The organism is bacterium, from assembly GCA_030247525.1.
GTDB lineage: Bacteria > Electryoneota > JAOADG01 > JAOADG01 > JAOADG01 > JAOTSC01.
In genome coordinates, this window is record JAOTSC010000012.1 from 1 (window position 1) to 23,075 (window position 23,075).

The window sequence follows — 23,075 nt, forward strand, 5'->3', positions numbered from 1 at the left end:
ATCAAAACCTAAGTGGCTAATCGTCAATAATAAACTGGGATGGGTCGCTTCAACCGCTTCTAACAGCCGCTCGACAAAGGTGTTGCGCTGCCAAAAGGAAATCTCGACAACAGTGACTCCTTCAGCCCGCAGCGCTGCCAAGAGCTCGCTCTCAAGGTGATACCCGCTTTTCAAGTATAGCACTACCGGTTGTAAGCCCGGTTGCTTCCTTCGCTGAGGAGTTTCTTTCGTTGTAGGTTTCTTGACTGGATAACTCGCCAATCCGAGTGAGCTTAGCTCCGGAGACCTATAAAATGGCGTTTCCAAGGAACTGCGAAAACATTGCCATTCGACGTGATGATCCGACAGTAACGGCGACTCGGGACGATGCTTTTCTAAAAATGCCCGCGCATCGGGATCAGGATCATCCAATATTAGTAGACTAAAATCGGGCAGCTTTTGTAGAAACAATTCAGCTGCATACCCCAAACCAACGCCACACCAACGATAGATTAACTGCTCGCCGCGGGGATGTAATTGAGCCGCAATTCGTTCCGCTTCCTGTTGTGGATCAATCCTGCTATGGATGTGAACAACCCTACCGTCGTCGTGAACCCAACGTGCGCTAAGTTTCCCGGATTTTGCGACAAACGCTTCCTTGTGCCAACCATTCATGACACACCTGCCGCAGTTATTACCGTTGTTTTCCTCCGGTTTCCGTAAGAGTTTTCGATGCGTTGTAATTCAGAAAACAGCTGTTCTCCGATGCGCAGAATATCGTGGTACAATTGCAAAGTCTGTGGTGCAATTTCTTCGATTTGGGTACCAGTGAGCGCATCTTTTCCAGAGACAAACATCGACAACAACGGTCGCCAGACGGTATGTACGATTCCAATACGATGAATCTCGCTGTCGATTTGTTCGAGCGCTTCACCTAATTGAACAATTTGTTGGAAGTCACGTTGCGAACTGCATTGGCAGAGGAGATTTGCATCGCGGATACCATCGTATAGTAAGTTTAGGATGTGTTGTAACGCAGCAAACCGACTCGATAGTTTGGCGACGGCTTCGGGAATAGAAGATGGAATATATTCGCGCTGGAGCCGCAAATCGACGCTGTCCGAAATCGTAGAGACTGCCGGACGATGTGCCAATTCCCGTTTCCAAACCTCCGCCCAAACCACTGCAACCAATTCCTCCGGTGTCGCATATTCGGGAACATCGCGTATCAATTCCCAAAATCCATTTTCATCGAATCCGGTCGTCCAAACGCGAACATCATTGGCAATCCCCTTTCCCGGCGGAAGCTGGAGGGCTGCGGCAACTTCGGTCCAAACCGATTCGACATCGAGCACTTCATGGCAACGGTAATGCAAACATTCGACGTGAAAACTACAGGGATAACAGGGGATTGTCGCTTCCATCACCCGGCTGCCGGCTTGATATGGGCCTGTTTCGTGAGATAGTGGTGTACCGAGATTGAGCGAAATGACTGGCGTTGCCATGCAGACCGCTACATGCATGGTTCCTGTGTCGTTGGTCAATAAAAGGCGGCAACGTTTGAGTAATGCCGCTAACTCTGCTACACTGGTTTTCCCGGCGGCATTCCAGGAACCGGAAACTGATTTTGCAAGCGGCTCGATACGGGGTAGTTCGTTTTCCGCGCCGACCCAAACCGGTGTGATTCCGTTTTGTACCAATCGCTTGGCAATCTCGGTAAACGAGGCGGGTGTCCACTCTTTGTTCGGTTGCGACGCCCCCGTTTGGATCGCTACTAATGTCCGGCTGGCAAATCCTTGGCGATGAATTTGTTCGTCAACTTGGCTCTGTACATCATCGGAAACGTGGAACGAAAGTGGTTCTCCGGGATGAAAGCCGGCGATACCAGATTGAATATCGACGAGATTGATTCGATTTTGTCCGCGATTCAAATTCGCTAAAAAGAAGTAACGGCTCCACGGTTCGCGGACTGCTCGATAACCAAACTCATCGAAGATGAGACCACGCGTTTCAGGAGCATTCAATAAATGACAAAAAAGCGCCGTAAGTCGATTATGGGTTAAGTTTACAACTAAATCATACTGTTCTGTTTGTAGCGCAGCAATTTGACTACGCAGCGATTGATGCAGCGTTACCAATGCTTCCGGCTTACGAGATTGGTCGAGAACTTCGCCAAAATCGAAAGGTAGAATCTTTGCAACATGATGAATCCCGTTCGCAACATCGACGAATTTTCTTGCTACACTAAGATGTACTTCGGTTGTAGGATGAAGGTGGTGGAAAGCGTTAAGTATCGGAGTAAGTTGCAATAAATCGCCCATCCGGTTCCATGATACCAGCAATACTTTCCGGTATGAACCGGCTTTATCGGGAAATCCTCTGGGGGGAAAGGGGGAGTTGTTGTTCGTCATGGATAGCGCTTCCTATTGATCGGAAAGCGCTAACCGTGGCGCTATCGAAAGTAGTTCGCGAAATTGGTTCGGAACGTAGTGTTCCAATTGTCTAACGACATCTTCCGGAATACCCGGTTCGTTGGCGATGCGGCGGAGATGTTTCCGGATGCGATGCAATACTAAACGTAATGCCCGATCCTCTTCATCAAAGGCACCCATGATCGCGTAGGAAAACCGGTCGAATGTCAGCGTAGACAACGGAACAGCAAACCCTTCCGCTAGTTGTGCGACAAGAGCCATTTGTTGGGTGGATTGAGACTGCAATGTCGTGCACGCAGCATTCATCGATGCAAGCTGATCAGGAAGATTGACATTTGACCATATTTCGCGAAACATCTTTTCGGTTTGCTGAAGCGAACTTAACAAACCAGTTAGTAAAATCTGAGTGCGAAAAATCGCCGGCAATTGCTCCGGTAATGCCACTTGATCGATGGCGTTTCTAATCGCTAAATACCGGGGATCAGTGTTCGGATCGTACTTCTCCCGCCACCCTTTATCCAGTCCCAGCGCTTTCGAGAGCTTTGCCCCGCAAGCGTGATACACTTTCACATCGGTGCGGATGCCGAACCGCCAGCCGCTTTGCGCCAACACATTCGCATAGCCGCCATCTTCCAACTCGAATTCCCCGCGACCACGAAACGGAAACCCGCCCACCGCATGAAATAGCGCGCGTGGCGTCGCGGCGCACCATCCGCCGACGATTCCCGTTTCAATCGTCCCACCGTCCGATAGCCTTTCGAGCTGTGTTGGAAAACTGCTGGAATCGGCACGATTTCCGCTTGTCCATTCGTCCTGCCAAACATCGGTAGAAACATACCCAATCCGATTACCGTGAATTAGCGCATCGGTAAGTTTGCGATCCCATCCATCGGGAAACCGAATGACATCATCATCCACTTCGATCAATACCGGCGCGGAAAGACTGAACATCGCTGAATTGTAAGCTTGAGTTCCTTGGTTTTCACAATGATGAATCACTCGAAAACTAACAATGTTCGGGAAGCGGTTTCGATAAGGAAAACGATCTAAAAACTCACCGGTTCCATCGTCGGAACCGTTGTTTATTATGAGGATTTCCGATGGCATTGACAAGGTGCGCAACATTGCCGGCAGCGCCAGCCGTAGTAACGGCAGACGATTCCGGGTAAGCATCACTATTCCTGTCATCGGTTCCATAGCGTTGTAAAGCGGGTAATCAGTTAGATTACGCCACGCTCTTTCCCCCATCGGTAAAATTCGTGAATCAGCATCAGCACCGCTTCGGTTGAACTCAATTCTTCGTGACGGTGTTCGATCTCATCGGCGATATCGGCAATTGTAATTTGCTTACGGGCTTGAAAACGCTTGAGATATTGATTGAGTTCGGGATCGTCCTTCGATTGCTCCAGCCACTGTTTGAGATAGAGCTGTCCCGGTTCTCGATGGGATACTGGCGTCTTTTGCGCAAACACGACACCTAACAATTCTTCCATTCGGTGGGTGTAGCAGTGATCATGCATGACTCGCTTAAGAGCGAGGTCCGCTTCACGTGTCCGTATCGTATCGTCGATTAACACATCGGAAATTCGCTGCCGGAATTGTTCGATGGTGGTTACCGGATCAATCTCACCCCCTGTAAACAATTCCGGGAGCAACGACCTTCGATCGAGAACCTGATACGCGCCGCAGGCAGCTAATTCAAATGTTCTCGGATTAACGAAATCGCCGTCGGGATTTATCGTTTCGTGATACGTACTCGAATGTAGATTGATGTTAACTTTCGTAGCGCTGAAGATCTTTACTGCTTCGTCTGTCGCGATTCGCCTTCCGCTTTCCTGTACAGCATGTTGCAAGGAATCGGCGCCCTTCCAGCCATCACCCCAGATTTTAAAGTCGAGATCGAGCAGCGACAAAAACGCATTTCTCCGGTTATAGTATCCTGCCCCGACAAACGACACCTCGGAACCATATTGCTCGATTTCTGGTGCGGAAAGCTCTTGTCGATGGTGAATCGATGGATCGGCGGCAGCAGGTAAATAGTGAACGTATGCTCCAGCTTTCGTCAACTCATGACACCACTCGCCCCGTTGGATCGTAAAGAAATAGTCGACAGCGGGCGCAACCGCTTTGAAGTAAGGGAACAACCGGTAATCTTCAACGAACCAAAATGCGGTGGCGATTCCCGATGCCCGCAGTTCTTGCCAAACACTGCCGGAGACCGGTGCTTGTGCCAGCGCAAGCACCAAATCGGGACGGAATTCTGCCGCCAACGCGGTAATACGTTCCGCTGCAAATTGTACGAGCAAAGCAGTCAATTGTTGTTGATGTTCAGCACGTTGGGTTATTGCATCGATTTCTTTGCGAATCGGATCGAGGAGAGCGTTATCGAGCAACTCGACGGTACATCCGAGTTCACGCAAAGCATTGGTGCAGTATAGTGCCATCGGATACGAACCGCCGTAAATCGGCGAGATGACTAACACCCGCGGTGGTTGTTGGCGTAATGTTTTGCGAAACTGGAGGCGGGCGACAATTCCGCTATTATCCCATTTGGAAGCTTCTGGATACCCTTCGATTATTGTTACATCATTGCCACTTGCCGCGAAAATATCATCGGTGATTTTCGTCGCATCGATCCGCCTTGCCAGCGAAAAGACGCGAATGTTTCCTGCGGAAAAACGTTGTTGTAACTCAGTAACAAATTTGTCAACGGGCTCTAAAACGACAATAGTTGCATTAGGCTGCTTTTCGCGTAACGTAGCAACGCCATACCCCAAACCAGCGCCGATTACGACGATGGTTTTACAATCTGGCACATTTGCTGCCCACCGCTCCGCTTCCCGCAATGGGTTGAATTTGCTGTGCAATAGCTTGCCATTCACTCGAACGGTCGGTGTTCCATCCGATGCGGGGAACCGCTCGATTGTCCATTGATCGGGGCGCATTATCCCGCCCTCGCCATCGAAATGCGTTTCGATTCTTTAAGTGATTCCAATTCGGTGAGCGACCAATGCAAGGTTGTCAAAAGATTTTCCTCGATGGACTCCGGAAACAACGGATATGGCTTGCTATCCGGTTCATACCGCCGGTCTTCCCAATGCAAAAGTCGTTTCTCCAGCGAACAAAACGGTTCATGAGCAGCGATGGTTTCGTTGGGAATGCGATGGGTGAGAAATGCTTGCAGCCAATCGCGAATTCGTTGCTGTTGGCTGGTAACTTGCGGTCCGGTCATTTCTATCCGGGATAAGCGTGAAGTATCGTAGCGAAACTCACCGGAGAATTCTGGAGAGAACTTGCTGGGGTCATTCAAAAATTGCTTCAGTGAGAATGCCCAATCGTCGCTCTCTACGCCTTGCTCGCGCCAACACCCGGCGGCAATAGAACCGATCGCGCCGGTGGTAAACGGGTAGGCTTTGTTCTCGTATAGCCCAAACGTTGCCGCACCATGAAAAGAAGCAAAATGCAAGGCGCCGCTATCGAGTCCGGTGAGAACACTGCCAGGCTTCTTCAACCGTTCGGATAACTCATATAGCGTTTCATTTCCAGTACAATCGACGATACTTTCGTCCGCCGGAAAATGCAGTAGCAATGCAGCGGCGATTGCGCGTTCCTGTGCCGTTCCCACCAGATATACTTTACCGAATTGCTTTGCGATTTGTACGGTCAAAAATAATCGTTCAAAGCCCCATTGGCGCTCTTTACCGCCGGATCCGACCGCCACCGAAATTTCCTGTACTGGCTCCGACCAAGTTATCGCAGGCAAATTAGCTTCATCGGAAACTCGCCACCGCCAGAGATCGCTAACATGAATGCGCGCTTCCGGCGGTAACATTGGCAGGGTTCGGACGACCGCTTCCGAACGGAGTATTGCCACATTCATCGGCTGGAAGTAACAATTCGGATGCTGCTTCGTCAGAATCGACTGAAGCAGACGAGCCAGCGGAGTATCGTTACAACGGAGAATCCAGTCGAAGCGAGGTAATTCCTGCAGTTTCACAGCAATCGAGCGATACGCTTCGTACGGTAACGCAAAGGGTAACGATAGGTCGGGAAACGGTAACGCGAACGGTTCACAATCGGTTAGCAACGATACCGCGTCGACAACCCGCGCATCGCAGAGTGGAACGATTTCCGTATTGGGAAACCTCTGACGCAACGCATGGAATAGGGGCATCGTTTGCACCCAATCGCCAAGTCGCGCTAACTGTAGTAGTCCGATTCTCATGAATAGCTCACGACGCCATCGCCAATAACTTAGTTGCCATTGCATCGCCGGGACGTTTGTGTAAAACTGCCAGCAAGTGAGGCACCGCTTCGTCGGCATTCCCGGAAGCGATTTTCGTTCCCGCCAATAGGATGAGTAAATCGGGATGATTGGGTTGCCGCCGCAGGAAATTCTGCAAACATTCTTCGGCGATATCGAAACGTTTTACTTGTTGCGCGCAATTCACCAGTGCAAGCATCGCCTGCCAATCGGCTTGTTCCAAATCGAGCGAATCCTGATACGCTTCGAGTGCCTTCTCCCAATCGTTGCGGGTCTGTAAACAGATTGCCAATCCCAAATGCGCCCGCTGCGAACGGGAGTTTTTTTCTATCACCCCGAGATATGCTAGCTCGGCCGCATTCGCGTCGCCCCGCATCATCAGAACATTGGCTAAACCAATATCAATCTCTTCTAGCGCTCCCGCGATTTGCTGCGCGGTGCGATACAACATTTCCGCATCGTCGAGCCGGTTTTGTTTTACGGCAATGTCGCCATGTAGAACATTCACCATCGCTTTTTCGATGTCGGATTCGGCAAATTGCGTCAGCGATTTCGTGATTAGGGAGCAGTGGTCAAGTTGATTCGAGCGTTTTGTCAGCAAAGCCGCTTGACATCCGTTTCGGAACGAGGGAAACTTCTGGTACAATGCTTCGGCAGCTTGCGCAGCACGTGGCAAGTCACATTGCTCGACTGCTGTTTGTACAAGCAGCTCGTAAACCCCTTCATTATTGGGATACTTCCGCAACAATTCCTGAATGGCGAATTCAGCTTCGGAAAATTTGAATTGGAAGAGTAATTGCCGGGTTTTCTCAATGGCGATTTGTGAAACCCGCTCAGCAGTGAATAGCCGCAACTTGTATTCTTCGACTTCAATTGCGCGAATGCCGTCCTCAGCAAATTTTAGCTGGCAGTCGTCGAGTGTGCGATCCTTCCATTTTTGTTTTAGGAGCTGCCAATTTTCGCGATTATGATTTCTTCTACCTGGTGAAGATTCCTCAAAATGAAGCACCGTGGCGCGCGGTGTATAGAGAATTCGCTTCCCGGTTTCGGTTACCTTGCGGCAAAAATCGACGTCCTCAAAACCGTTGCGGAACCGTTCGTCGAAACCGCCCAAGTCGAGATACAATTCGCGGGGAACCATCCAACAGGCGGCGGTAACCGCTTTGAATTCGCGTTCGTAAGACACCTGCTCGGCGTTTTCGGCAAAGTCGTGATAGATATGGAACGGATGGCCACCGCGGTAGAAAGCAACGCCAGCGTGTTGAATCGTCCGGTTGTGGGGATACAGTAACTTGCAGCCGACAATGCCGCAATCCGGATGCGCCTCGATGACCCGGAGCATTTCGCGTAACCAGCCCGCTTCCGGCATCGTATCCGAATTCAACATGACAAGATACTTGCCGAGCGCAACAGCCGCCCCTTGGTTGTTTGCCCCGGCAAAGTTACGGTTTTCGGTATTTCGAAGTAGTACGAATGGCTGAGGATAGGTTTCCAGTAACTCGACAGTACCATCGGTCGATGCGTTATCGACGACGATTAACTCAAAGGGCGGTTCATCGGGAGCTAATGCAAAAAGCCGATCCAGACATTGCTTGACCAGATCGGCGCGATTGTAGGTCGCGATGACGATCGAGATGACCGGGGCGTTCATGCCGTCTCCTTAAATTGATTACCCGATGAAATTGATGAGCGAGAGATTTAACAACGATGGTGTGATCGACAGTGCAGTTTGGTATGCCGATTCGGTTTGTTTGTATTTCAGCATGAGTGCTGCCGCGTCCCAATCCTGCACTTCGGAGATTCGTGTAGTCGTTTGCAGGGAGCGGGTTCCCCAATAGTCGGCAGCAGAAGTTAACCGGTTCACCCATTCGCCGACATCGGCGCGGGCGGCAGAGATATTCGCTTTTGCGAGATCGAGATTTGGTAACGCATCGGTCACGTCAGTCGCGGTGCCGTTGCGAAGGTTGTCGCGTAATTGAATCACCGCCGAGAAAATATCGTTAACACCCGAACTGCCGGAGATTTGAAACGTGCTGCCGGTGATAGCTGTTGGAATCGCTTCGCCCGGCCCGATATCGCGCAGCACTGGCGTATTAATTGCGATCCAATCCGCCGAGACGCTGGTAATCGAAGTGTCAGCATTGGTTCCCGCTGTGAACGGCTGGGTGTTTCCGCGAGCGCCACCAAAGAGATAACGACCGTCCGCTTGCCGGTTTCCTACCGAAACCATTTCCCGCAGCAATTGATCGACGTCGTCGGCAAGCGCGGCGCGTTCCGCATCGGTAAGTGCGCCATTTCCTCCGGCGACTGCCTTTGCTCGCGCCGATGAAAACAGTTCGTCGAACCGGCTGAGCGCTTGTTCGGTAGCCGCCAACTGGTTTTTTGCTGCACTGATGTTCCGAAGATATTGGTCGGAGCTTTTCTGTTCGGAAGCAAGTGTAACCAATTCCGAGGAAGCGGCGGGATCGTCGTCGACTGAGTCGATTCGCTTACCGGTCGCGCCGCCGGTCTGTAGTTCAGCGAATTCGTTGAAACGACGCTGTAACTCATACAGTCCGCGGTCAAACAGCGTATTTTGGGTAACCCGCATCGTCGTATCCTTAGATTGCCAACAACGTGTCCATCATCGAGGACAAGGTTGTGTATGCCTTACTGGCGGCTGCGAATGCTTGCTGATGTTTCAACATTGACATCGTTTCTTCGTCGACCGATACCGAGCTTACTGAACTCTGCCAAGCACTAAGTTGTGATAGTCCCGCTTCGGCTTTGGCGCGATTGGTTTCGGCTACGGATGTAGCATTTCCAACCGTTCCATAAAAATCGCTAATCGTCGCAGTTATAGTTTTCCCATCAAACATCGTTTGTTGCTGTAGCTGTCCAATAGCTCGAGCCGTTAGGCCATCCGATTCCCCTTGTCCCCCGGAGGAAGCAATGCGTCTTACATTCGCGACAATTGATGCATCGAGCCGGAAATCACTCGCGCCACCGATATTCGCAGCAAAGAAGTTGACACCAGTCGATCCATCACTGCCGACGCCCGCTTGGTGGATCGAATTCACTTCCTGGGCAATTTTTACTGCGATGCTGTCGAGTGAAGCTTTCCACTCGGAGGTGGTCTGCAACAGTTCCTTCGCCCCGGCGAACTGACCGCTATTGATAATGACTTCGCGTTGTGTGCCGTCCCATACTACTTTCCCTGCGGCAGTTCCAGATTTATCGAACCGCAAGCGGGTTACATTCTCGCCATCGACTAACGACGAATCGCCAAAATTTACTCGCACTGTTCCAGTGGAATTCGTTTGGATGGTGATGTTACCCCATTGCGACAACTCGTCGAGGGTACGGTCACGTTCGTCAAGTAGATCGTTGGGACTTCTGCCCAGCGATACTTCCCGCGCAATTCGGGTATTTAGTTCCGAAATCGATTGGGCGAGCCGGTTCACTTCGCTTACGCCGTTGCGCATGGTCGATTCCGCTTCATTCGATTGTTCGGTGAGTTTCGTCGCTAACCGTTGAAATTCGTTCGTTAACGATTGCCCGGCACTCCGCACTGAACTGCGTACCGAGATCGATTCCGGGTCGTTCGCCAAATCCTGCCAACTGGCAAAGAAATTCTGGATTGATGTAACAAATCCACCGTCGCTCGGGTCGCCTAAGGCGTCGGAGATTTGCGCGAGCCGTTCCTGTAATACTTCGTTTCTCTGCAGTTCGGAATTCTCGCCGCGCAGGCTTCGGTCGATGTATTCGTCGCGGCTGCGGGTGATGCTCGCAATGTCGACGCCAAACCCGTAGGTATTACCGCCGTCAACTGAATGTTCAAGCGTCTGTAAATTTGCCCGTTGCCGAGTATAACCTTCGGTGGTCGCATTCGCGAGGTTGTGCGAAGTCACTGCCATTCCAGCTTGATGGGAAAGCAGCGCTGAACGAACCGTCATGAGTGAACCAAGCAACGAAGGCATGATTGTTTCCTATAATTTCTTGTTGAGGAGAACTGCGCCGACTGCTCGTTGATTCATTGTTCCACCGGGAGTGTAGGTCACACTCAAATCTCCCGAGTCGATGAGCCACGACACTGACTTCTGTAAGTAGTTGAGTGACCGGTGAACGAGATGGGCGTTCACTTGATTCGCTTTGCGAATCCGCTCTACCAACCGGTTTAGCGATTTCTTCAGTTCACGTAACTCTTCGTCGAATTCACCGAGCGTCATTTCGATCAGACGGGTGAGTGTTAACTCTTCCCCTTCGATCTTGAGTCCCTTCGCAATGGCTACGATGACTTCGATTCGCTTTTGTTCAACATCATGAACCCGGTGCAATAACGATTCCTGATCGCTAACCGTTGCTTCAAACTCGTCATTCCGGTTTTCCAGCAGCAGCACTTTTTGCCGGTCGAGTAGGGTGAGAAACTCCTGCAGCATCGCTTCTTCCTGACGAATTAAGCCGACCAGCGTACGAATTTGCTCATTCATTCTCAGTATCTCCCTCATTTCCCCAGAACTTTTGTACGATGCGATTCTTAATCGCCGTTACATATTGTTGTGTTTCCCGGTAGGGTGGAATGCCGTTATGACGTTTGACTGCTTCCGGACCAGCATTGTAGGCTGCTAATGCCAATTCCACGTTGCCAAAACGATCCAATTGTTTCTTGAGATATTTTGCGCCGCCGCGGATGTTCTCTTCCGGATCGAATATGTTCGTTACGCCAACGCTGTCGGCGGTGCCCGGCATCAGTTGCATCAATCCGCACGCGCCGGATTTGGATACCGCATAGCGCTTGCCACCGGATTCCTGGTGCATCACTGCGCGCAGTAAATTCGCGTCGACTTTTTCTTCCTGCGATATCTTCTCAACCAGTGGATCCCACTGCGTTATTTTTCCAGAAAACTCTTTTTTTGCTTCGAAGGTGGGACTCGTTTTCTTCGCCCGGTCGAGCGCCTCGATGATAACTTTGCGTAATCCGAGCGTACCGCTAAACTGTTCTGCCAGCGCGGTATCAAAAGTCGTATCGAACATCTGCGCTGAGGGATCGGATCCGCTGAACAGATTCGTACTGCCGCGCATTTCCCGGATCATCGTTGCAAGTAGAATCGACTCGAATTGCTTGGCGACTTGCTCTTTTTTACGCTCGTCTTCCTGCGTAGCATTCGGTTTTTTGATCTGCGAAGTGAGACCGGACGGATCGATGCTTTTCACATTGCTCATGGCTGTCTCACAAAATCACCAACTCGGCTTGTAAGGCGCCGGCTGCCTTCAGTGCCTGAAAAATCGCAACGATATCGCGCGGGGTCGCCCCTAATCGATTCAACGCTGCGGCGACATCGCCGACCGAGGCGGTTTGTTCGATGACCTGCATCCCGGTTCCCGCTTGCGCGACATCCAATTCGGTTTGAGTCGTTTGCACCGTGTTGCCTTGTCCGAATTCATTCGGTTGCGAAACCAACGGGGTTTGTTTCACTTTCACCGTCAACGGTCCATGCGCGATTGCGACGGGGAGGATACGGACGTTCGATCCGACAACCACAGTGCCCGTTCGCTCATTGATTACCACGCGTGCTGCTACATCGGTATCCACTTCTAACAGTTCCGCAGTTGCCACCGTATTCATCCAACCGGCAATTGTGCGTAGCGAGTCCGGTAGCCGCATCACGACTGTCGAAGGATCAACCGCTTGTACAACGACTCCGTTACTTTGCGCAAACGAAGCGGTACTCAACTTTTCTGCAATTTTCTTCGCGGTACTGTAATCGGGAGACTTCAAAACAAAGACGGCGGAATCGGTCGTAAAATCGAATTCAAGTGCCCGCGTAAGTGCCATCCCATTTTCAATACGTCCCACTACCGATGGATTTAACGTTTGCCGTTGACCATCTTGCTCGACTGAATAACCGCCGGTGGTAACCGAACCTTGCGCATTGCCGTATACTTCGCCATCGGGACCCTGCAATGGTGTGGCAAGTAAGGTGCCGCCTGCCAGCGAGCGAGCGTCGCCGAGCGAAGAAAGCGATACATCGAGCCGTTGTCCCGCCCGTGCGAAAGGGGCAACTTTCGCCGATACCATGACTGCCGCGACATTTTTCACTCGGACATAATTCGGATCGACCCGAATTCCTAACCGGTCGAGATAACTTGCCAATGTTTGTTGTGTGAATACGGTACGTGAACCGTCGCCGGTGCCTTCCAATCCAATCACCAACCCGTAACCCTGTACTGTCATCGTCGGGGCGGTCAGGACATCGGAGATGTCTTTTACCCGTGTCACCGCGAATGCTTGCATAGCGATGAAGACAAGAAGCAATAGGGCTGTTTTCATTTTTGCGTACATGGTTGGTTCGTTCCTACAACAACCATGAGAAAAACTTGGTTAGGAAACCGGGGCGAGCAGCGTTTTGCAACACCCCTTTCCCCGACACGACCAATTCAGCGCCTGCGATATCATAGCTATACACGGTGTTGTCGGAGCGAATATCCTGCGGTCGAATCTTACCGGTTAGCGTCATCGTTTGTTTGTCGCCATTCACGTCCATGATCCGGTTGCCTTCGATGACCAAATTGCCGCTTTCATCGATATTCGTAATCTGTACACTCAACTTACCGGTGATTTTGCCGCGCCGCATCGTTTCGCCAGTCCCTTTACTCTCATGCTTGAGCGGCATATCCAATCCGGCACCTTGCAGCGATTTCGCTAACGCTCCGGCAGGATTGAATTGCAAATTGGTTTTTGTATCGTTGTTTGTGTTGGTGCCGGCTTCGTTGCTTGCTTCCGAATACTCCATAATGAGTACGGTCAGGATGCCGCCGACTTGCCGCGACCTAACATCCGAATACGGCGATGCATTCGCCCAATCGGCATGACCTTGCGCAAACACTGGCAATGTGATGAGAAGAAAGAGGAAAACCGCTTCAACTCGTTTCATCCGAAACCTCGATCCCTAAGCTCTGACTTTTCCCGAACCGATGACCTTACCCCAAATCGTCTTATTGGCAAGGGTTTTCACCGGTATCCGGTCGCCAATTTTGCCATTCATCATGGCGGTGCCTTCGACTTCTACCGAAAACGACTTTGCATCGGAAAGCACGGTAACCGCATCGTTGCGATGGACGATATACGGCTGCCTCGCCCAACCGACTTCTAAAACATCACCTGGTGTCAATGGACGGGTGGCGATTAACTTCTCGGCATTGTCGGCGGGAAGTGGATTGCCGTTCCGTTTCCACTCCGATGCGATAATTTCAATGGCACCGGATAGTGCGTCACCACTCTTAACGGGTTTGATCACCCGAACAATTTTACCGGTGTGAATGACTTCCAATTTCACCGGTAACGTCTTTCCACGTCGTCCCTGGTGCCATGCTTGCAGCCAAATCGTTGGTTTGCCACTGCGCTCGATTGTGAATGGTTGTACTGTGACACTGTCATACTTCTGCGGCAGCGTCGGTAACGGCTCGATCAATTCCCAAGCGGTTGTCGAAGCCATCTCCGGTTGCCGGTCGAATGCCATTTCCACCGCGCGCCGGATGACGACCTTGTTAGCCTCAGCGCCGATAGCGAACCCAGCGAACAAATAAAGAACCATTACCGAAAGGACGATTTTCATGGTTAATACTTCAGGTTACCGTTTTAACGAATTCACAACCTGCAACATCGAATCGGCCGTGATAATCGATTTGCTATTCGCTTCGTATGCCCGTTGCGCCAGAATCATCGCCACCATCTCTTCGACGACGGCGACATTCGACGCTTCGTAATACCCTTGTACCACTTCGCCGATCCCCTCTTGACCGGGATTCGCTACCGTCGGCATCCCCGACGAAGAGGTTTCTTCAAAGAGATTTTGTCCCAACGGATTCAAGCCGGCGGGATTGACAAATTTTGCTAATTCAAGTTGTCCGACTGTTTCGGTTTGAGCACTACTCAACGTGGTAACGGCAATCGCGCCGTCGCGTCCAATGACAATGCTCGTCGCATCTTCCGGGATTCGAAGCTCCGGTTCCAATCGGTAACCGCCGGACGTGACAACGGTCCCGTCGGAACTTAATTTGAACGTGCCATCGCGAGTGTAGGCGATTCTGCCGTCGGCGCGGGTGACTTGAAAGAAGCCGGTTCCTTCCACCATCACGTCGAGCGGATTATTCGTTTCCGTCGGCGAACCTTGCGTAAAAATCCGGTCGGTGGAGATCGGACGAACGCCGTGCCCCACGGCGATCGGCACCGGCGCGAGGGTGCCGTCGCCCTGTCCCGCGGCTGCGGTGTGAGTCGACTGATAGATCAAATCCTGAAATTGTACCGTCTGCTTTTTGTAGCCGCTGGTGTTCACATTCGACAGGTTGTTGGCAACGGTGTCGATCTTCAATTGTTCTGCGAACATTCCGCTGGCTGCTGTCCGTAAGGCACGTATCATCTTCTTCTCTTATCTTTTGTTGCGTTGATAATCTTTTCTGTCTTCTGTAGCGTAGACAATCTTGTCTGCGATGTCATTGCGAGAGCGCTTCGCGCCGAAGCAATCCCATTTGCAAAACCTAAACTTATCCCGTTCGACCGACGTCGTTAATCGCTGTTCGCATCGTATCGTCAGTTGTTGTTAATGCTTTGGAAATCGACTCGAACATTCGCGACGTCATGATCATGTCGACCATTTCCCGCACCGCATTCACATTGGAATCTTCCAACTGTCCTTGGGCGACTGCGACTCCGCCGGGAATTGTCTGTTCATCCGATGGTTTGACCAGATTATCGCCCATCCGTTCGAGCTTTGCGTCTGCGCTGAACCGGACTAAATCCAACTTTCCGACAACCGAATCATCGATCCGAAGAGTACCGTCTTTCCCTAAAACAATCTCCGCCCCTTTCGGTACGACTAACTCGCCGCCACCTTCCATTCGAACCGGGTAACCGCCTGAGGAAACCAGTTTCCCTTCGTCGTCGAGCATAAAATTGCCGCTTCGGGTGTAGGCGGTTCCGGCAGGCGTTTCGAGTGCGAAATAGCCATCCCCTTCGATACAGAAATCGAGCGGATTTTCGGTGACGTGGACTGCCCCGGACGTTTTCACATCGTACCGTCCGTTCTCGAATTCGTTCCATTTATCGGGACTGCCGCCGGGACGATGGACGACCATTTGATGGTCGAGCAGGGTGCGGAACGCCAACTTTTGCGCTTGATAACCGTCGGTACTGACGTTGGCGAGATTATGTGAGATGGTATCCTGTTGCAGGGCGCGTGCCTGCAGACCAGCGGTAGCATCGTAAAAACCCTTGACCATTGGAACCCCATCCTTTCCCATGGGGAAAAGAGCAAGAGTTATGCCATTGGCATTACAATGTTACGATATTGGTAATAAAGGAGATAAATCGAATTGGAAAACCGGAAGGGGACAGTTTTGGAGTCGGATAGGAAAACCTTACCTACTGTGGAAAAAGGTAACTTGTTGTTCCGAAACACATTTACCCTTGTTCTTGTCTTTGCGAGGAACAAAGGTCGCAACTTTGTGCGACCGAAGAGACGTGGCAATCTCTTCATTTGCAAGGCGATACAGAAACAGTTAACAATTATTATTTTAATAACATCAGTTTCCGCGTTTGAACCTGAGATCCTGCTTGTAACCGACAGAAGTATGTACCGGAAGCGAATGCTTGAGCGTCCCATTGCACCGAGTAACGTCCGGCATCCTGATGAAAATCGATTAACTTCGCGACTTCTTTACCGGTAACATCATAGATTGCCAACCGAACCGGTGATGTTTGCGGTACGTCGTACGTAATCGTGGTCGTCGCATTGAAGGGATTGGGAAAATTTGAGTGTAAGGCGAAGTGAACGGGGGGAGACGATATTGTGCGGTCAACGACCGGTAAAGCTTCTGCGCAATCGAATACTGCGAGATGAGAAAAATTGACTCCATACACAAAATTTCCGTCGACTGCAATCTCCCAAAGCAAACCATCGGAATCATAGTAACCAGCGGTCAGCGGGTGTTCCGGATCGGTAATGTCAATGATTTGTAAACCACCTTGCGAACAAGCGACAAAGAGAAAATTTCCTGATTTCTTTAGAGATATACCTTTACCCCTTAAATTGCATCTCCCAACTTCGTTTGGATGAATTGGATCGTTCACATCGAAGGCTTGTAAGCCGTATTCGAGACTGGCAGTGTAAAGAATATTACCGGAGACCAAAAGATCGTTCGGGTGACAATCGACGAGAAACCGGCATCGTTCCAGATAGGTAGAAGCATCGTAAATGGTAACATTCGAGTCGCTGTTCGCGACGTAGATGTATCCGTTCGAGTAATCGACTGCTCTTGCATTGCCGGGAGTATTAATAAAAGTAATGTACTGCGGAGAGGCGATGTTCGTTACGTCATAAACACTGACCCCGTTATTATAGCGACTAACATAACAGAGGTTGTTATTGAAAGCGAGATCACACACGTCACCGTTGATGTTTAATCGTGAAATGTGTACAGGTTGATTAGGAATGGAAACATCATAGCAATCGATTCCGTTATGATCGATTGAAACAAAGAGTCGGTTGTCACGAACTTTTAATATGGTTACATCCTGATTGGGAAGCATTGTGTCGATTTCGGTACAGTGCGCCCGGTCACTGCAATCGACAATTCTTACTCCGGCACTTTGAGTTCCAATATAAAGTGTGTTGTTAATATTCTCACAACTGAAAAGGTATCCCATTGTCGTATAGGTTGCGCGAACAACCGGTGCTTCGGGATTAACAATCGAAGCCCGAGTGATATTGCCATAAGAGTTAAACAGCAGATTCGAATCGGAAACTGCCAATCGAGTCGAATACTCCGTGCTCATACGGTATTGGATAGGTGTCCCTAACGACAAAGGATCGCTGACGTTGAGTGCCCATAAACTGGAGTATGATGAAGCTTTAAAAATAACGTAATTACGAGTCAAGGCGATACGCTGTATCATATCGAATGTAAATCGATTTACAAATGTCGGAGTAGCCGGGTTACTCACCGACAATATCGTTAGTCCATAATTACAAACACCGAAGGCAAGAGTGTCGCGGAATTCGAACTTGCCGCCCCAATCGGGGAGCGTGTCTACCAATACCGGATTCGTTGGTTGGGAAATGTCGAGTATCGACAAGGTATGGCGGGGAGATTCGGCGAGATAGGCATAATTTCCAAACACAGAAACGTCTGTGATACTGCGCCCGTTTCGGTATCGCCCAACCTCGACCGGTAGCGATGGATTCGAGACATTCAGTATGCGTACGCCACAGGTGTCGTTCGCTAAATATACGAAGTTGCCTTGTTTGTCAATATCGTACACGAAATAGGGAAGATCGAGTGTATAAATCACCTGTGGTAAGGTTGGTTGTGATATATCGACGATCTGGAAGCCATCGAATAAGGAATAGAAGAGATAGTTACTATCGAGAACCGATTCGAGGTAAATTTTATCCGACGGTATCGAACCGACTTCCAAGAGACTATCGGAATTACGCAAATCGAACACGGAAAGACCGGTAAATCCAGTGATACAATAGGCGTAATTTCCTCGAACTCTTATGTTGGAAACGCCACCCCAAGTGTGGTATAGAGTTCCAAGTTGCCGGACGCGCAACGAGTCAACGGCGTGAGCGGTTGTAACCACAAACAAAAGAATAAAGAGAGTGGGTCTAAAAAATCGCATCGTAACCTCACCATAACAAACTGCATTTTCATCTCATGTAAGCAATATAGTAAGGATTCGTTACTGAAAAAAGCAAAACAAAAGTAATCACATAAAAAAACACCGGACTTTCGCCCGGTGTTTTCCAAACAAGAAAATGTAAGCACCGCCTACCCCCTACGATACTCAACAGTCAAGGTTTCGCCGTCGCGGGTGACGACAGGTACACAGCGATTCAAGGCAAGCATGGCGTGATAAATTTGCACGCCGATAATCTCTTTCTCCGACATCGGACGTTCGAGTACCGCCAGCCAATAATCGAGTTTATCGGTCGCAGTATTCAGTGATTTCGCTTGCAGCTGCCAACCCCCTTCGATGCACGAAACATAGATGCGTCCGCCGATTTGTAGCCGCCCAGCAAGCGATGCAAACAGCGAACCGAACCATTCCCGCCAAACCTGCGCTTCACCCAACCAAACATCCTGACAAAACGGTTCCTGTAACTCGACTTTTACAGTAGAACGGGTTAACTCGCTGCCGGCGGTGTCTACCCCTTCCTTCATCCGGTCGTAGAGTTTTCCACTTTCCGGCCCATACACTTGTTCATGGCCTTGCCGTTGAATTTCCTGAATCATTTTCAGGAGATTCTTCGCCTGGTTGAATAAATCGTTCACTTTCGCTTCGACCTGCGGGGGCAAATCCTTGCGCATTCCAAACAACTGCAAGTTCCCCATGATGACGGTTAGCGGCGTCATGAGGTCGTGCGCGTGTCGGCGCATACCCAGCGCGGAACCGGGCGGCCAATCTTGATAAATAAGCGGACTGGTCTCCATCTCAACCTTTCCGAAGACTTAGAAATGTTCGTACTTCGTCTTGCCCAATGCCGAGCTTTTGGGCGATTTCACGGGCTGATAAACCACTTGCATCTAATTCATATATCATCTGACGCTTACTGTCCGCGCCATTCGATTCCCCGTCGTCCTGTTCGATTGACTCGATCTCGTCGTTATCTAAACCTACGACCTCTTCGCTTGCATAATTTGGTTCCGGATTTGTTAATGTACTATGCAATGCATAGGCAGATGCAATACTCGGCATCCCCGATGGAATTTCCGGTTGTGACGGTTCTACCGACGGTGCCGGTGTAACAGGGGCAGACGGTGGTGAAACGGGAAAAACTGGAACCGGATCGCGTTGCGAAGGTCTTGCTAACTCTTGCTTCATCCTTCTTCGCTCACCGATTTTTTGCAATGCAATAAACAATAGAAAGCAACCGATAGCAGTAACGAATGCAGTGATTAGAATAGGAATTAACAACGAATGTTTACTGCCAGTACTTAAAATCGCTTGGTTTGAATCCTTTAAAACTGGGGTGACTACTTCCGAAACACCAGGTTTTGCGGTAACTGTATCAACAACGTGGTGAATACTGGAGTCGGCGTGAACGCTGGATTGTGTAACATTCTCCGGTTGGTGTGACGCTTTGATACCAGGAGTCGGTTCCACATGAGAAGTCACTTCATGGACTTCCGTCGCGGGCGGTTGATGCGTTGGTGCGGTCGATGTATCGACCGCCGGTTTTCTCGGTGGCGGCATCGGAATCACCAAATCTTTCAAGTCCTCAGGCAATTCCAACGGGGGTAGTGTACTTAAATCCGGCCAGTTATATGTCAATAGTGAGACGATGCTATCCGTCGACACTGCGTTGATGTGATTAATCCGAGCCGCTTCGACATACTTCTCCCATGCCCCGCGAAACTTTGCGGTATCCCCTTTGGCGCGATAAGCTTCCGCTAACAATTGATAGGCTTCGGTACGATAAACGGTGTCCTTCACCGCAGTTTCGAGAATTCGAATCGCTTCGTCGAATTTCCGCAACGCCAACTCGTTACGCGCTTGTTCAACTAATTTCGGATTATTACCGCGCGGCGCTAAACTACGAAGAAGATTCACAAAATGAGTTGCTTGGGCACTGACTTCCTGATCAGTTGTGCTCCGTTTTTGTTCACCTTCTTTTTTCGGGGAAGTTGCTGTCGATGGCGATGATTGAACACCCCATCGCAGGAGCCAACCGCGAGCAGACGACGAAAAATTGATCGGTTTTCCGGAAGCGCCGGTTACCAATACCCGAGTGCCTTTGGTTTCCGATGTTATCCGCACTACAACACCGGAGGAAAAACGGTATTCACTGTTTGTTGTTATGGGAGCTTCACCGGAGAGCAAGAATTCGCTGTTGGATTTTTTACTGACGAGAATTGTACCGGAAGTGCGGAATTCAAGACCTTCCCCCGACTCACCCTCCAATTTCACTACCCGCTCAATACTCCCAGCCAATGCGTCTGCTGTCAGAGATAGCAGTAAGATGATGAGTAGTAGAGAATGTTGAAATGTCAATCGCATGGTACTTAAATATAGCGGTCGATGTATTGCCCTTTTTTCGGGGTGTCGTCTGCTTGTTTGTTTTCTTCTTCCGGTGGCAGACTGTCGTCTGTTTGTTCGTTTTGGCTACCGGGTTGTTTCCATTTCCGAAATTTTCTACCGTCCGGTGAACTGCGCTCAGTTGCTTCGGAACTTGCGGATTCGATTGTCTTCATCCGTTGCCGGATGACATCCTGTCGCTTGAGTTCGCGTTGGGTTTCCGTTGGTCGGTCGGTGGCGTGATGGCGTACCCAATCGCTGAGATACGGTACCCGCGCCAACCAATCCTGTAGTGCGAACAATTTCAAGGTGACAATTCCACCGGTTCCGTTGTTATTGCTGGGTTTACATTATCGGCGACTTTGCGTGGTCTGCCTCGCGGTCGTTTCACTGCGGTTTCTACATTGGCATCGTCTTTGTCCTGCTCATACTCAGCGGCGATTCGCGCCCGTAGCTGTAAAATTACTCGACTGTGAATTTGACAGACCCCGATTCGGTGATGTGCAAAATAACGCCAATTTCCTTTAGTGTGAGTTCCTCGAAGTAATACAGCGCCATCACTTTCCGGTGCTGTTCCGGCAACTCTACCAATAGCTTTCGTGCTATCGACCGGACCTCGGATAGTTCTAATGCTTCCAACGGCGTATCGGCTGATTCGTCGGAAATAACTTCGTGAAAACTCCCACTGGAATTATCACTCGACGATACTTCATTATCAAGCGATACCAATACCCCGGCTCCCGCTTCCGATAATAGTTGTTGAAATTGCTCTTCAGTGAGACCGAGCTCAGTAGCGATTTCCTCATCTTCCGGGGAGCGTCCTAACCTACGCTCCAATTCGCGGATAGCCACTTCGATGCGGCGGTTTTTCACCCGCTGCGTTCGTGGCAACCAGTCGTATTCACGTAATCCATCCAGCATCGCGCCGCGGACTACTGGAACTGCGTAAGTCTCAAATTTAAAGCCGCGGGCAGGATCGAAATTCTCAATCGCCCGGATTAAACCCAAGATGCCGCAAGACGTTAAATCATCGACTTGTACTGATGCTGGGAGGGTAACTTTTAGCCGACCGGCAAGGTGATGGACAAGGGTTACGTAATGAATGAGCAGACGGTCTTTTGCCGCCACGCTCCCGGTGCGATGAAAGGCTTCCCAATACTGGGCGACATTTTCATCGACTGCTTTCATTGGGTGACTTCCGCTTCACTGGTTCGGGCAAGTTCTTCTTCGCGTTTCCGCTGTTCTTCCTGCCAATCTATGTACGCTTGCGTCCTTCGCGAATGTTCGGTTTTCAATGCAGAAACCGCCAACCGACTCATGAGAATCGCGAACACAAAGAGAATCATTGAACTGATTATCCATGTCACAAATGCCCGTAGTAAGGCAGTCTCGAGCGGTTGGTGCGCAATCAAAGAAACGACCAGAATGAGCGTCGCGAGAAACACGGCAATCTTTTGTGAAACCCTGCCACTCATGGTTTACTACCCCGCATCAAGCGACCGAATAGCGTTTCTTTTTTTCCATCGGGTGCGACGGGGGGGTGCTTCAATAGCTTTCGTGCGATACTTGAAATCGCAATCGACGCTTCGGTCTTCGGCGCCATTAACAAATATGGCTGCTGACGGTTTACGGCATTGATAACATTAGTATCGTAAGGAATGTTCCCTAAAAAGTGGATTTGAATATTGAGAAAATTCTGTACGACCAATTGCAACTGCTCAAAGACATCGAAACCGTCGGAAGGGCGGCGAACGCCATTGACCAGTATGTAAAGCCGGGTGCGCACCGACCGGGATGATATAATTTTTATGAGTGCGTAAGCGTCGGCAAGCGCGGTCGGCTCCGGTTGGGTCACAATAATCGCTTCGTCGGCAGCGGTAACAAAATGAACGACGGTTTCGTTGATACCGGCACCGGTATCAATCACCATGATATCGAGGTCGCGTTCGTAAACTGCGAGCGATGTCGTGATTTCGTTCCGGATCATGCCATCGTTCCCAACCAATTCAACGATGCCCGATGTACCGGGAAGTACTTGAATTCCCGCCGGGCCGGTAAAAACGACTTCAGAGAGTGGTATGCCGCCCTTTGCGACATCGTGTAGTGTGTATTTAGACGACACGCCCAGTAGGATATCAACATTCGCCAGGTTCGTATCCGCATCGACCAACATGACGCGCTGTCCTAATTTCGCAAGCGCGATTGAGAGATTCACTGATGTATTCGATTTACCGGTGCCACCCTTGCCCGAAGTAACGGCGATTTTACGCGCACCAGTCCGGATATTGGATTGGTTGCCCATTTGGTCGCGTAGTTTTGCTGCTTGGTCGTTCAAAAGTGC

General features: G+C 50.3%; 22 protein-coding genes. All 22 read right to left on the reverse strand.

Annotated features, from left to right (window positions below; all coding sequences use genetic code 11):
- A partial coding sequence (locus OEM52_02240; GenBank protein MDK9698958.1) for a hypothetical protein occupies positions 1 to 654 on the reverse strand: 654 nt, incomplete at its 3' end.
- Positions 651 to 2,390, reverse strand: a complete 1,740-nt coding sequence (locus tag OEM52_02245) for a glycosyltransferase family 9 protein (GenBank protein ID MDK9698959.1) — start codon at positions 2,388 to 2,390, stop codon at positions 651 to 653. The genes OEM52_02240 and OEM52_02245, both read right to left, overlap by 4 nt.
- A gap of 12 nt (positions 2,391 to 2,402) precedes the next feature.
- Entirely contained in the window at positions 2,403 to 3,584 is a 1,182-nt protein-coding gene (locus tag OEM52_02250) for a glycosyltransferase (protein MDK9698960.1), read from the reverse strand.
- Between the two features lie 47 nt (positions 3,585 to 3,631).
- Positions 3,632 to 5,356 (reverse strand): DUF3880 domain-containing protein, encoded by a 1,725-nt coding sequence (locus OEM52_02255; GenBank protein ID MDK9698961.1) that lies wholly within the window; start codon positions 5,354 to 5,356, stop codon positions 3,632 to 3,634.
- On the reverse strand, positions 5,356 to 6,636 hold the full coding sequence (locus OEM52_02260) for a hypothetical protein (protein MDK9698962.1): 1,281 nt from the start codon (positions 6,634 to 6,636) through the stop codon (positions 5,356 to 5,358). Before OEM52_02260 ends, OEM52_02255 begins: the two co-directional genes overlap by 1 nt.
- A gap of 7 nt (positions 6,637 to 6,643) precedes the next feature.
- A complete protein-coding gene (locus OEM52_02265; GenBank protein MDK9698963.1) occupies positions 6,644 to 8,326 on the reverse strand; it encodes a glycosyltransferase in 1,683 nt (560 codons plus the stop codon).
- A gap of 18 nt (positions 8,327 to 8,344) precedes the next feature.
- The gene (flgL, locus tag OEM52_02270) at positions 8,345 to 9,265 is read right to left on the reverse strand and encodes a flagellar hook-associated protein FlgL (GenBank protein MDK9698964.1); all 921 of its coding nucleotides are present in this window, start codon (positions 9,263 to 9,265) and stop codon (positions 8,345 to 8,347) included.
- 10 nt (positions 9,266 to 9,275) lie between these two features.
- Positions 9,276 to 10,634 carry a flagellar hook-associated protein FlgK gene (flgK, locus tag OEM52_02275; GenBank protein MDK9698965.1) on the reverse strand — a complete coding sequence of 453 codons (1,359 nt, stop codon included), beginning with the start codon at positions 10,632 to 10,634 and terminating at the stop codon, positions 9,276 to 9,278.
- A 9-nt stretch (positions 10,635 to 10,643) separates the two neighbouring features.
- The gene (locus OEM52_02280; GenBank protein ID MDK9698966.1) at positions 10,644 to 11,144 is read right to left on the reverse strand and encodes a flagellar protein FlgN; all 501 of its coding nucleotides are present in this window, start codon (positions 11,142 to 11,144) and stop codon (positions 10,644 to 10,646) included.
- Positions 11,137 to 11,877 (reverse strand): transglycosylase SLT domain-containing protein, encoded by a 741-nt coding sequence (locus OEM52_02285; GenBank protein MDK9698967.1) that lies wholly within the window; start codon positions 11,875 to 11,877, stop codon positions 11,137 to 11,139. Before OEM52_02285 ends, OEM52_02280 begins: the two co-directional genes overlap by 8 nt.
- A gap of 7 nt (positions 11,878 to 11,884) precedes the next feature.
- Positions 11,885 to 12,985, reverse strand: coding sequence for a flagellar basal body P-ring protein FlgI (locus OEM52_02290; protein MDK9698968.1), 1,101 nt, complete (start codon positions 12,983 to 12,985; stop codon positions 11,885 to 11,887).
- Positions 12,986 to 13,010: 25 nt separating this feature from the next.
- Entirely contained in the window at positions 13,011 to 13,589 is a 579-nt protein-coding gene (locus OEM52_02295; GenBank protein ID MDK9698969.1) for a flagellar basal body L-ring protein FlgH, read from the reverse strand.
- A gap of 15 nt (positions 13,590 to 13,604) precedes the next feature.
- Positions 13,605 to 14,270: a flagellar basal body P-ring formation chaperone FlgA gene (flgA, locus tag OEM52_02300; GenBank protein ID MDK9698970.1), complete on the reverse strand. Its 666-nt coding sequence runs from the start codon at positions 14,268 to 14,270 to the stop codon at positions 13,605 to 13,607.
- 15 nt (positions 14,271 to 14,285) lie between these two features.
- On the reverse strand, positions 14,286 to 15,074 hold the full coding sequence (gene flgG / locus OEM52_02305) for a flagellar basal-body rod protein FlgG (protein ID MDK9698971.1): 789 nt from the start codon (positions 15,072 to 15,074) through the stop codon (positions 14,286 to 14,288).
- A 124-nt stretch (positions 15,075 to 15,198) separates the two neighbouring features.
- Positions 15,199 to 15,933: a flagellar hook-basal body protein gene (locus OEM52_02310; GenBank protein MDK9698972.1), complete on the reverse strand. Its 735-nt coding sequence runs from the start codon at positions 15,931 to 15,933 to the stop codon at positions 15,199 to 15,201.
- 289 nt (positions 15,934 to 16,222) lie between these two features.
- The gene (locus tag OEM52_02315; protein MDK9698973.1) at positions 16,223 to 18,337 is read right to left on the reverse strand and encodes a T9SS type A sorting domain-containing protein; all 2,115 of its coding nucleotides are present in this window, start codon (positions 18,335 to 18,337) and stop codon (positions 16,223 to 16,225) included.
- A 149-nt stretch (positions 18,338 to 18,486) separates the two neighbouring features.
- The gene (locus OEM52_02320; protein MDK9698974.1) at positions 18,487 to 19,149 is read right to left on the reverse strand and encodes a hypothetical protein; all 663 of its coding nucleotides are present in this window, start codon (positions 19,147 to 19,149) and stop codon (positions 18,487 to 18,489) included.
- Position 19,150: 1 nt separating this feature from the next.
- The gene (locus OEM52_02325; GenBank protein MDK9698975.1) at positions 19,151 to 20,716 is read right to left on the reverse strand and encodes a hypothetical protein; all 1,566 of its coding nucleotides are present in this window, start codon (positions 20,714 to 20,716) and stop codon (positions 19,151 to 19,153) included.
- A gap of 5 nt (positions 20,717 to 20,721) precedes the next feature.
- Complete coding sequence (locus tag OEM52_02330) at positions 20,722 to 21,042, reverse strand: hypothetical protein (GenBank protein MDK9698976.1); 321 nt, start codon at positions 21,040 to 21,042, stop codon at positions 20,722 to 20,724.
- 154 nt (positions 21,043 to 21,196) lie between these two features.
- Positions 21,197 to 21,922, reverse strand: coding sequence for a FliA/WhiG family RNA polymerase sigma factor (locus tag OEM52_02335; GenBank protein ID MDK9698977.1), 726 nt, complete (start codon positions 21,920 to 21,922; stop codon positions 21,197 to 21,199).
- Entirely contained in the window at positions 21,919 to 22,209 is a 291-nt protein-coding gene (locus OEM52_02340; protein MDK9698978.1) for a hypothetical protein, read from the reverse strand. Before OEM52_02340 ends, OEM52_02335 begins: the two co-directional genes overlap by 4 nt.
- Positions 22,206 to 23,069 (reverse strand): MinD/ParA family protein, encoded by an 864-nt coding sequence (locus OEM52_02345; protein ID MDK9698979.1) that lies wholly within the window; start codon positions 23,067 to 23,069, stop codon positions 22,206 to 22,208. The genes OEM52_02340 and OEM52_02345 overlap by 4 nt, the downstream gene beginning before the upstream one ends.
- Positions 23,070 to 23,075 lie beyond the last annotated feature (6 nt).

What these genes read in the sequence shown, in the direction of transcription:
- OEM52_02245 (MDK9698959.1), bottom strand. Translation starts at nt 2,390, where the DNA reads ATGACGAACAACAACTCCCCCTTTCCCCCCAGAGGATTTCCCGATAAA.
- OEM52_02250 (MDK9698960.1), bottom strand. Translation starts at nt 3,584, where the DNA reads ATGCTTACCCGGAATCGTCTGCCGTTACTACGGCTGGCGCTGCCGGCA.
- OEM52_02255 (MDK9698961.1), bottom strand. Translation starts at nt 5,356, where the DNA reads ATGCGCCCCGATCAATGGACAATCGAGCGGTTCCCCGCATCGGATGGA.
- OEM52_02260 (MDK9698962.1), bottom strand. Translation starts at nt 6,636, where the DNA reads ATGAGAATCGGACTACTACAGTTAGCGCGACTTGGCGATTGGGTGCAA.
- OEM52_02265 (MDK9698963.1), bottom strand. Translation starts at nt 8,326, where the DNA reads ATGAACGCCCCGGTCATCTCGATCGTCATCGCGACCTACAATCGCGCC.
- flgL (MDK9698964.1), bottom strand. Translation starts at nt 9,265, where the DNA reads ATGCGGGTTACCCAAAATACGCTGTTTGACCGCGGACTGTATGAGTTA.
- flgK (MDK9698965.1), bottom strand. Translation starts at nt 10,634, where the DNA reads ATGCCTTCGTTGCTTGGTTCACTCATGACGGTTCGTTCAGCGCTGCTT.
- OEM52_02280 (MDK9698966.1), bottom strand. Translation starts at nt 11,144, where the DNA reads ATGAATGAGCAAATTCGTACGCTGGTCGGCTTAATTCGTCAGGAAGAA.
- OEM52_02285 (MDK9698967.1), bottom strand. Translation starts at nt 11,877, where the DNA reads ATGAGCAATGTGAAAAGCATCGATCCGTCCGGTCTCACTTCGCAGATC.
- OEM52_02290 (MDK9698968.1), bottom strand. Translation starts at nt 12,985, where the DNA reads ATGAAAACAGCCCTATTGCTTCTTGTCTTCATCGCTATGCAAGCATTC.
- OEM52_02295 (MDK9698969.1), bottom strand. Translation starts at nt 13,589, where the DNA reads ATGAAACGAGTTGAAGCGGTTTTCCTCTTTCTTCTCATCACATTGCCA.
- flgA (MDK9698970.1), bottom strand. Translation starts at nt 14,270, where the DNA reads ATGAAAATCGTCCTTTCGGTAATGGTTCTTTATTTGTTCGCTGGGTTC.
- flgG (MDK9698971.1), bottom strand. Translation starts at nt 15,074, where the DNA reads ATGATACGTGCCTTACGGACAGCAGCCAGCGGAATGTTCGCAGAACAA.
- OEM52_02310 (MDK9698972.1), bottom strand. Translation starts at nt 15,933, where the DNA reads ATGGTCAAGGGTTTTTACGATGCTACCGCTGGTCTGCAGGCACGCGCC.
- OEM52_02315 (MDK9698973.1), bottom strand. Translation starts at nt 18,337, where the DNA reads ATGCGATTTTTTAGACCCACTCTCTTTATTCTTTTGTTTGTGGTTACA.
- OEM52_02320 (MDK9698974.1), bottom strand. Translation starts at nt 19,149, where the DNA reads ATGGAGACCAGTCCGCTTATTTATCAAGATTGGCCGCCCGGTTCCGCG.
- OEM52_02325 (MDK9698975.1), bottom strand. Translation starts at nt 20,716, where the DNA reads ATGCGATTGACATTTCAACATTCTCTACTACTCATCATCTTACTGCTA.
- OEM52_02335 (MDK9698977.1), bottom strand. Translation starts at nt 21,922, where the DNA reads ATGAAAGCAGTCGATGAAAATGTCGCCCAGTATTGGGAAGCCTTTCAT.
- OEM52_02340 (MDK9698978.1), bottom strand. Translation starts at nt 22,209, where the DNA reads ATGAGTGGCAGGGTTTCACAAAAGATTGCCGTGTTTCTCGCGACGCTC.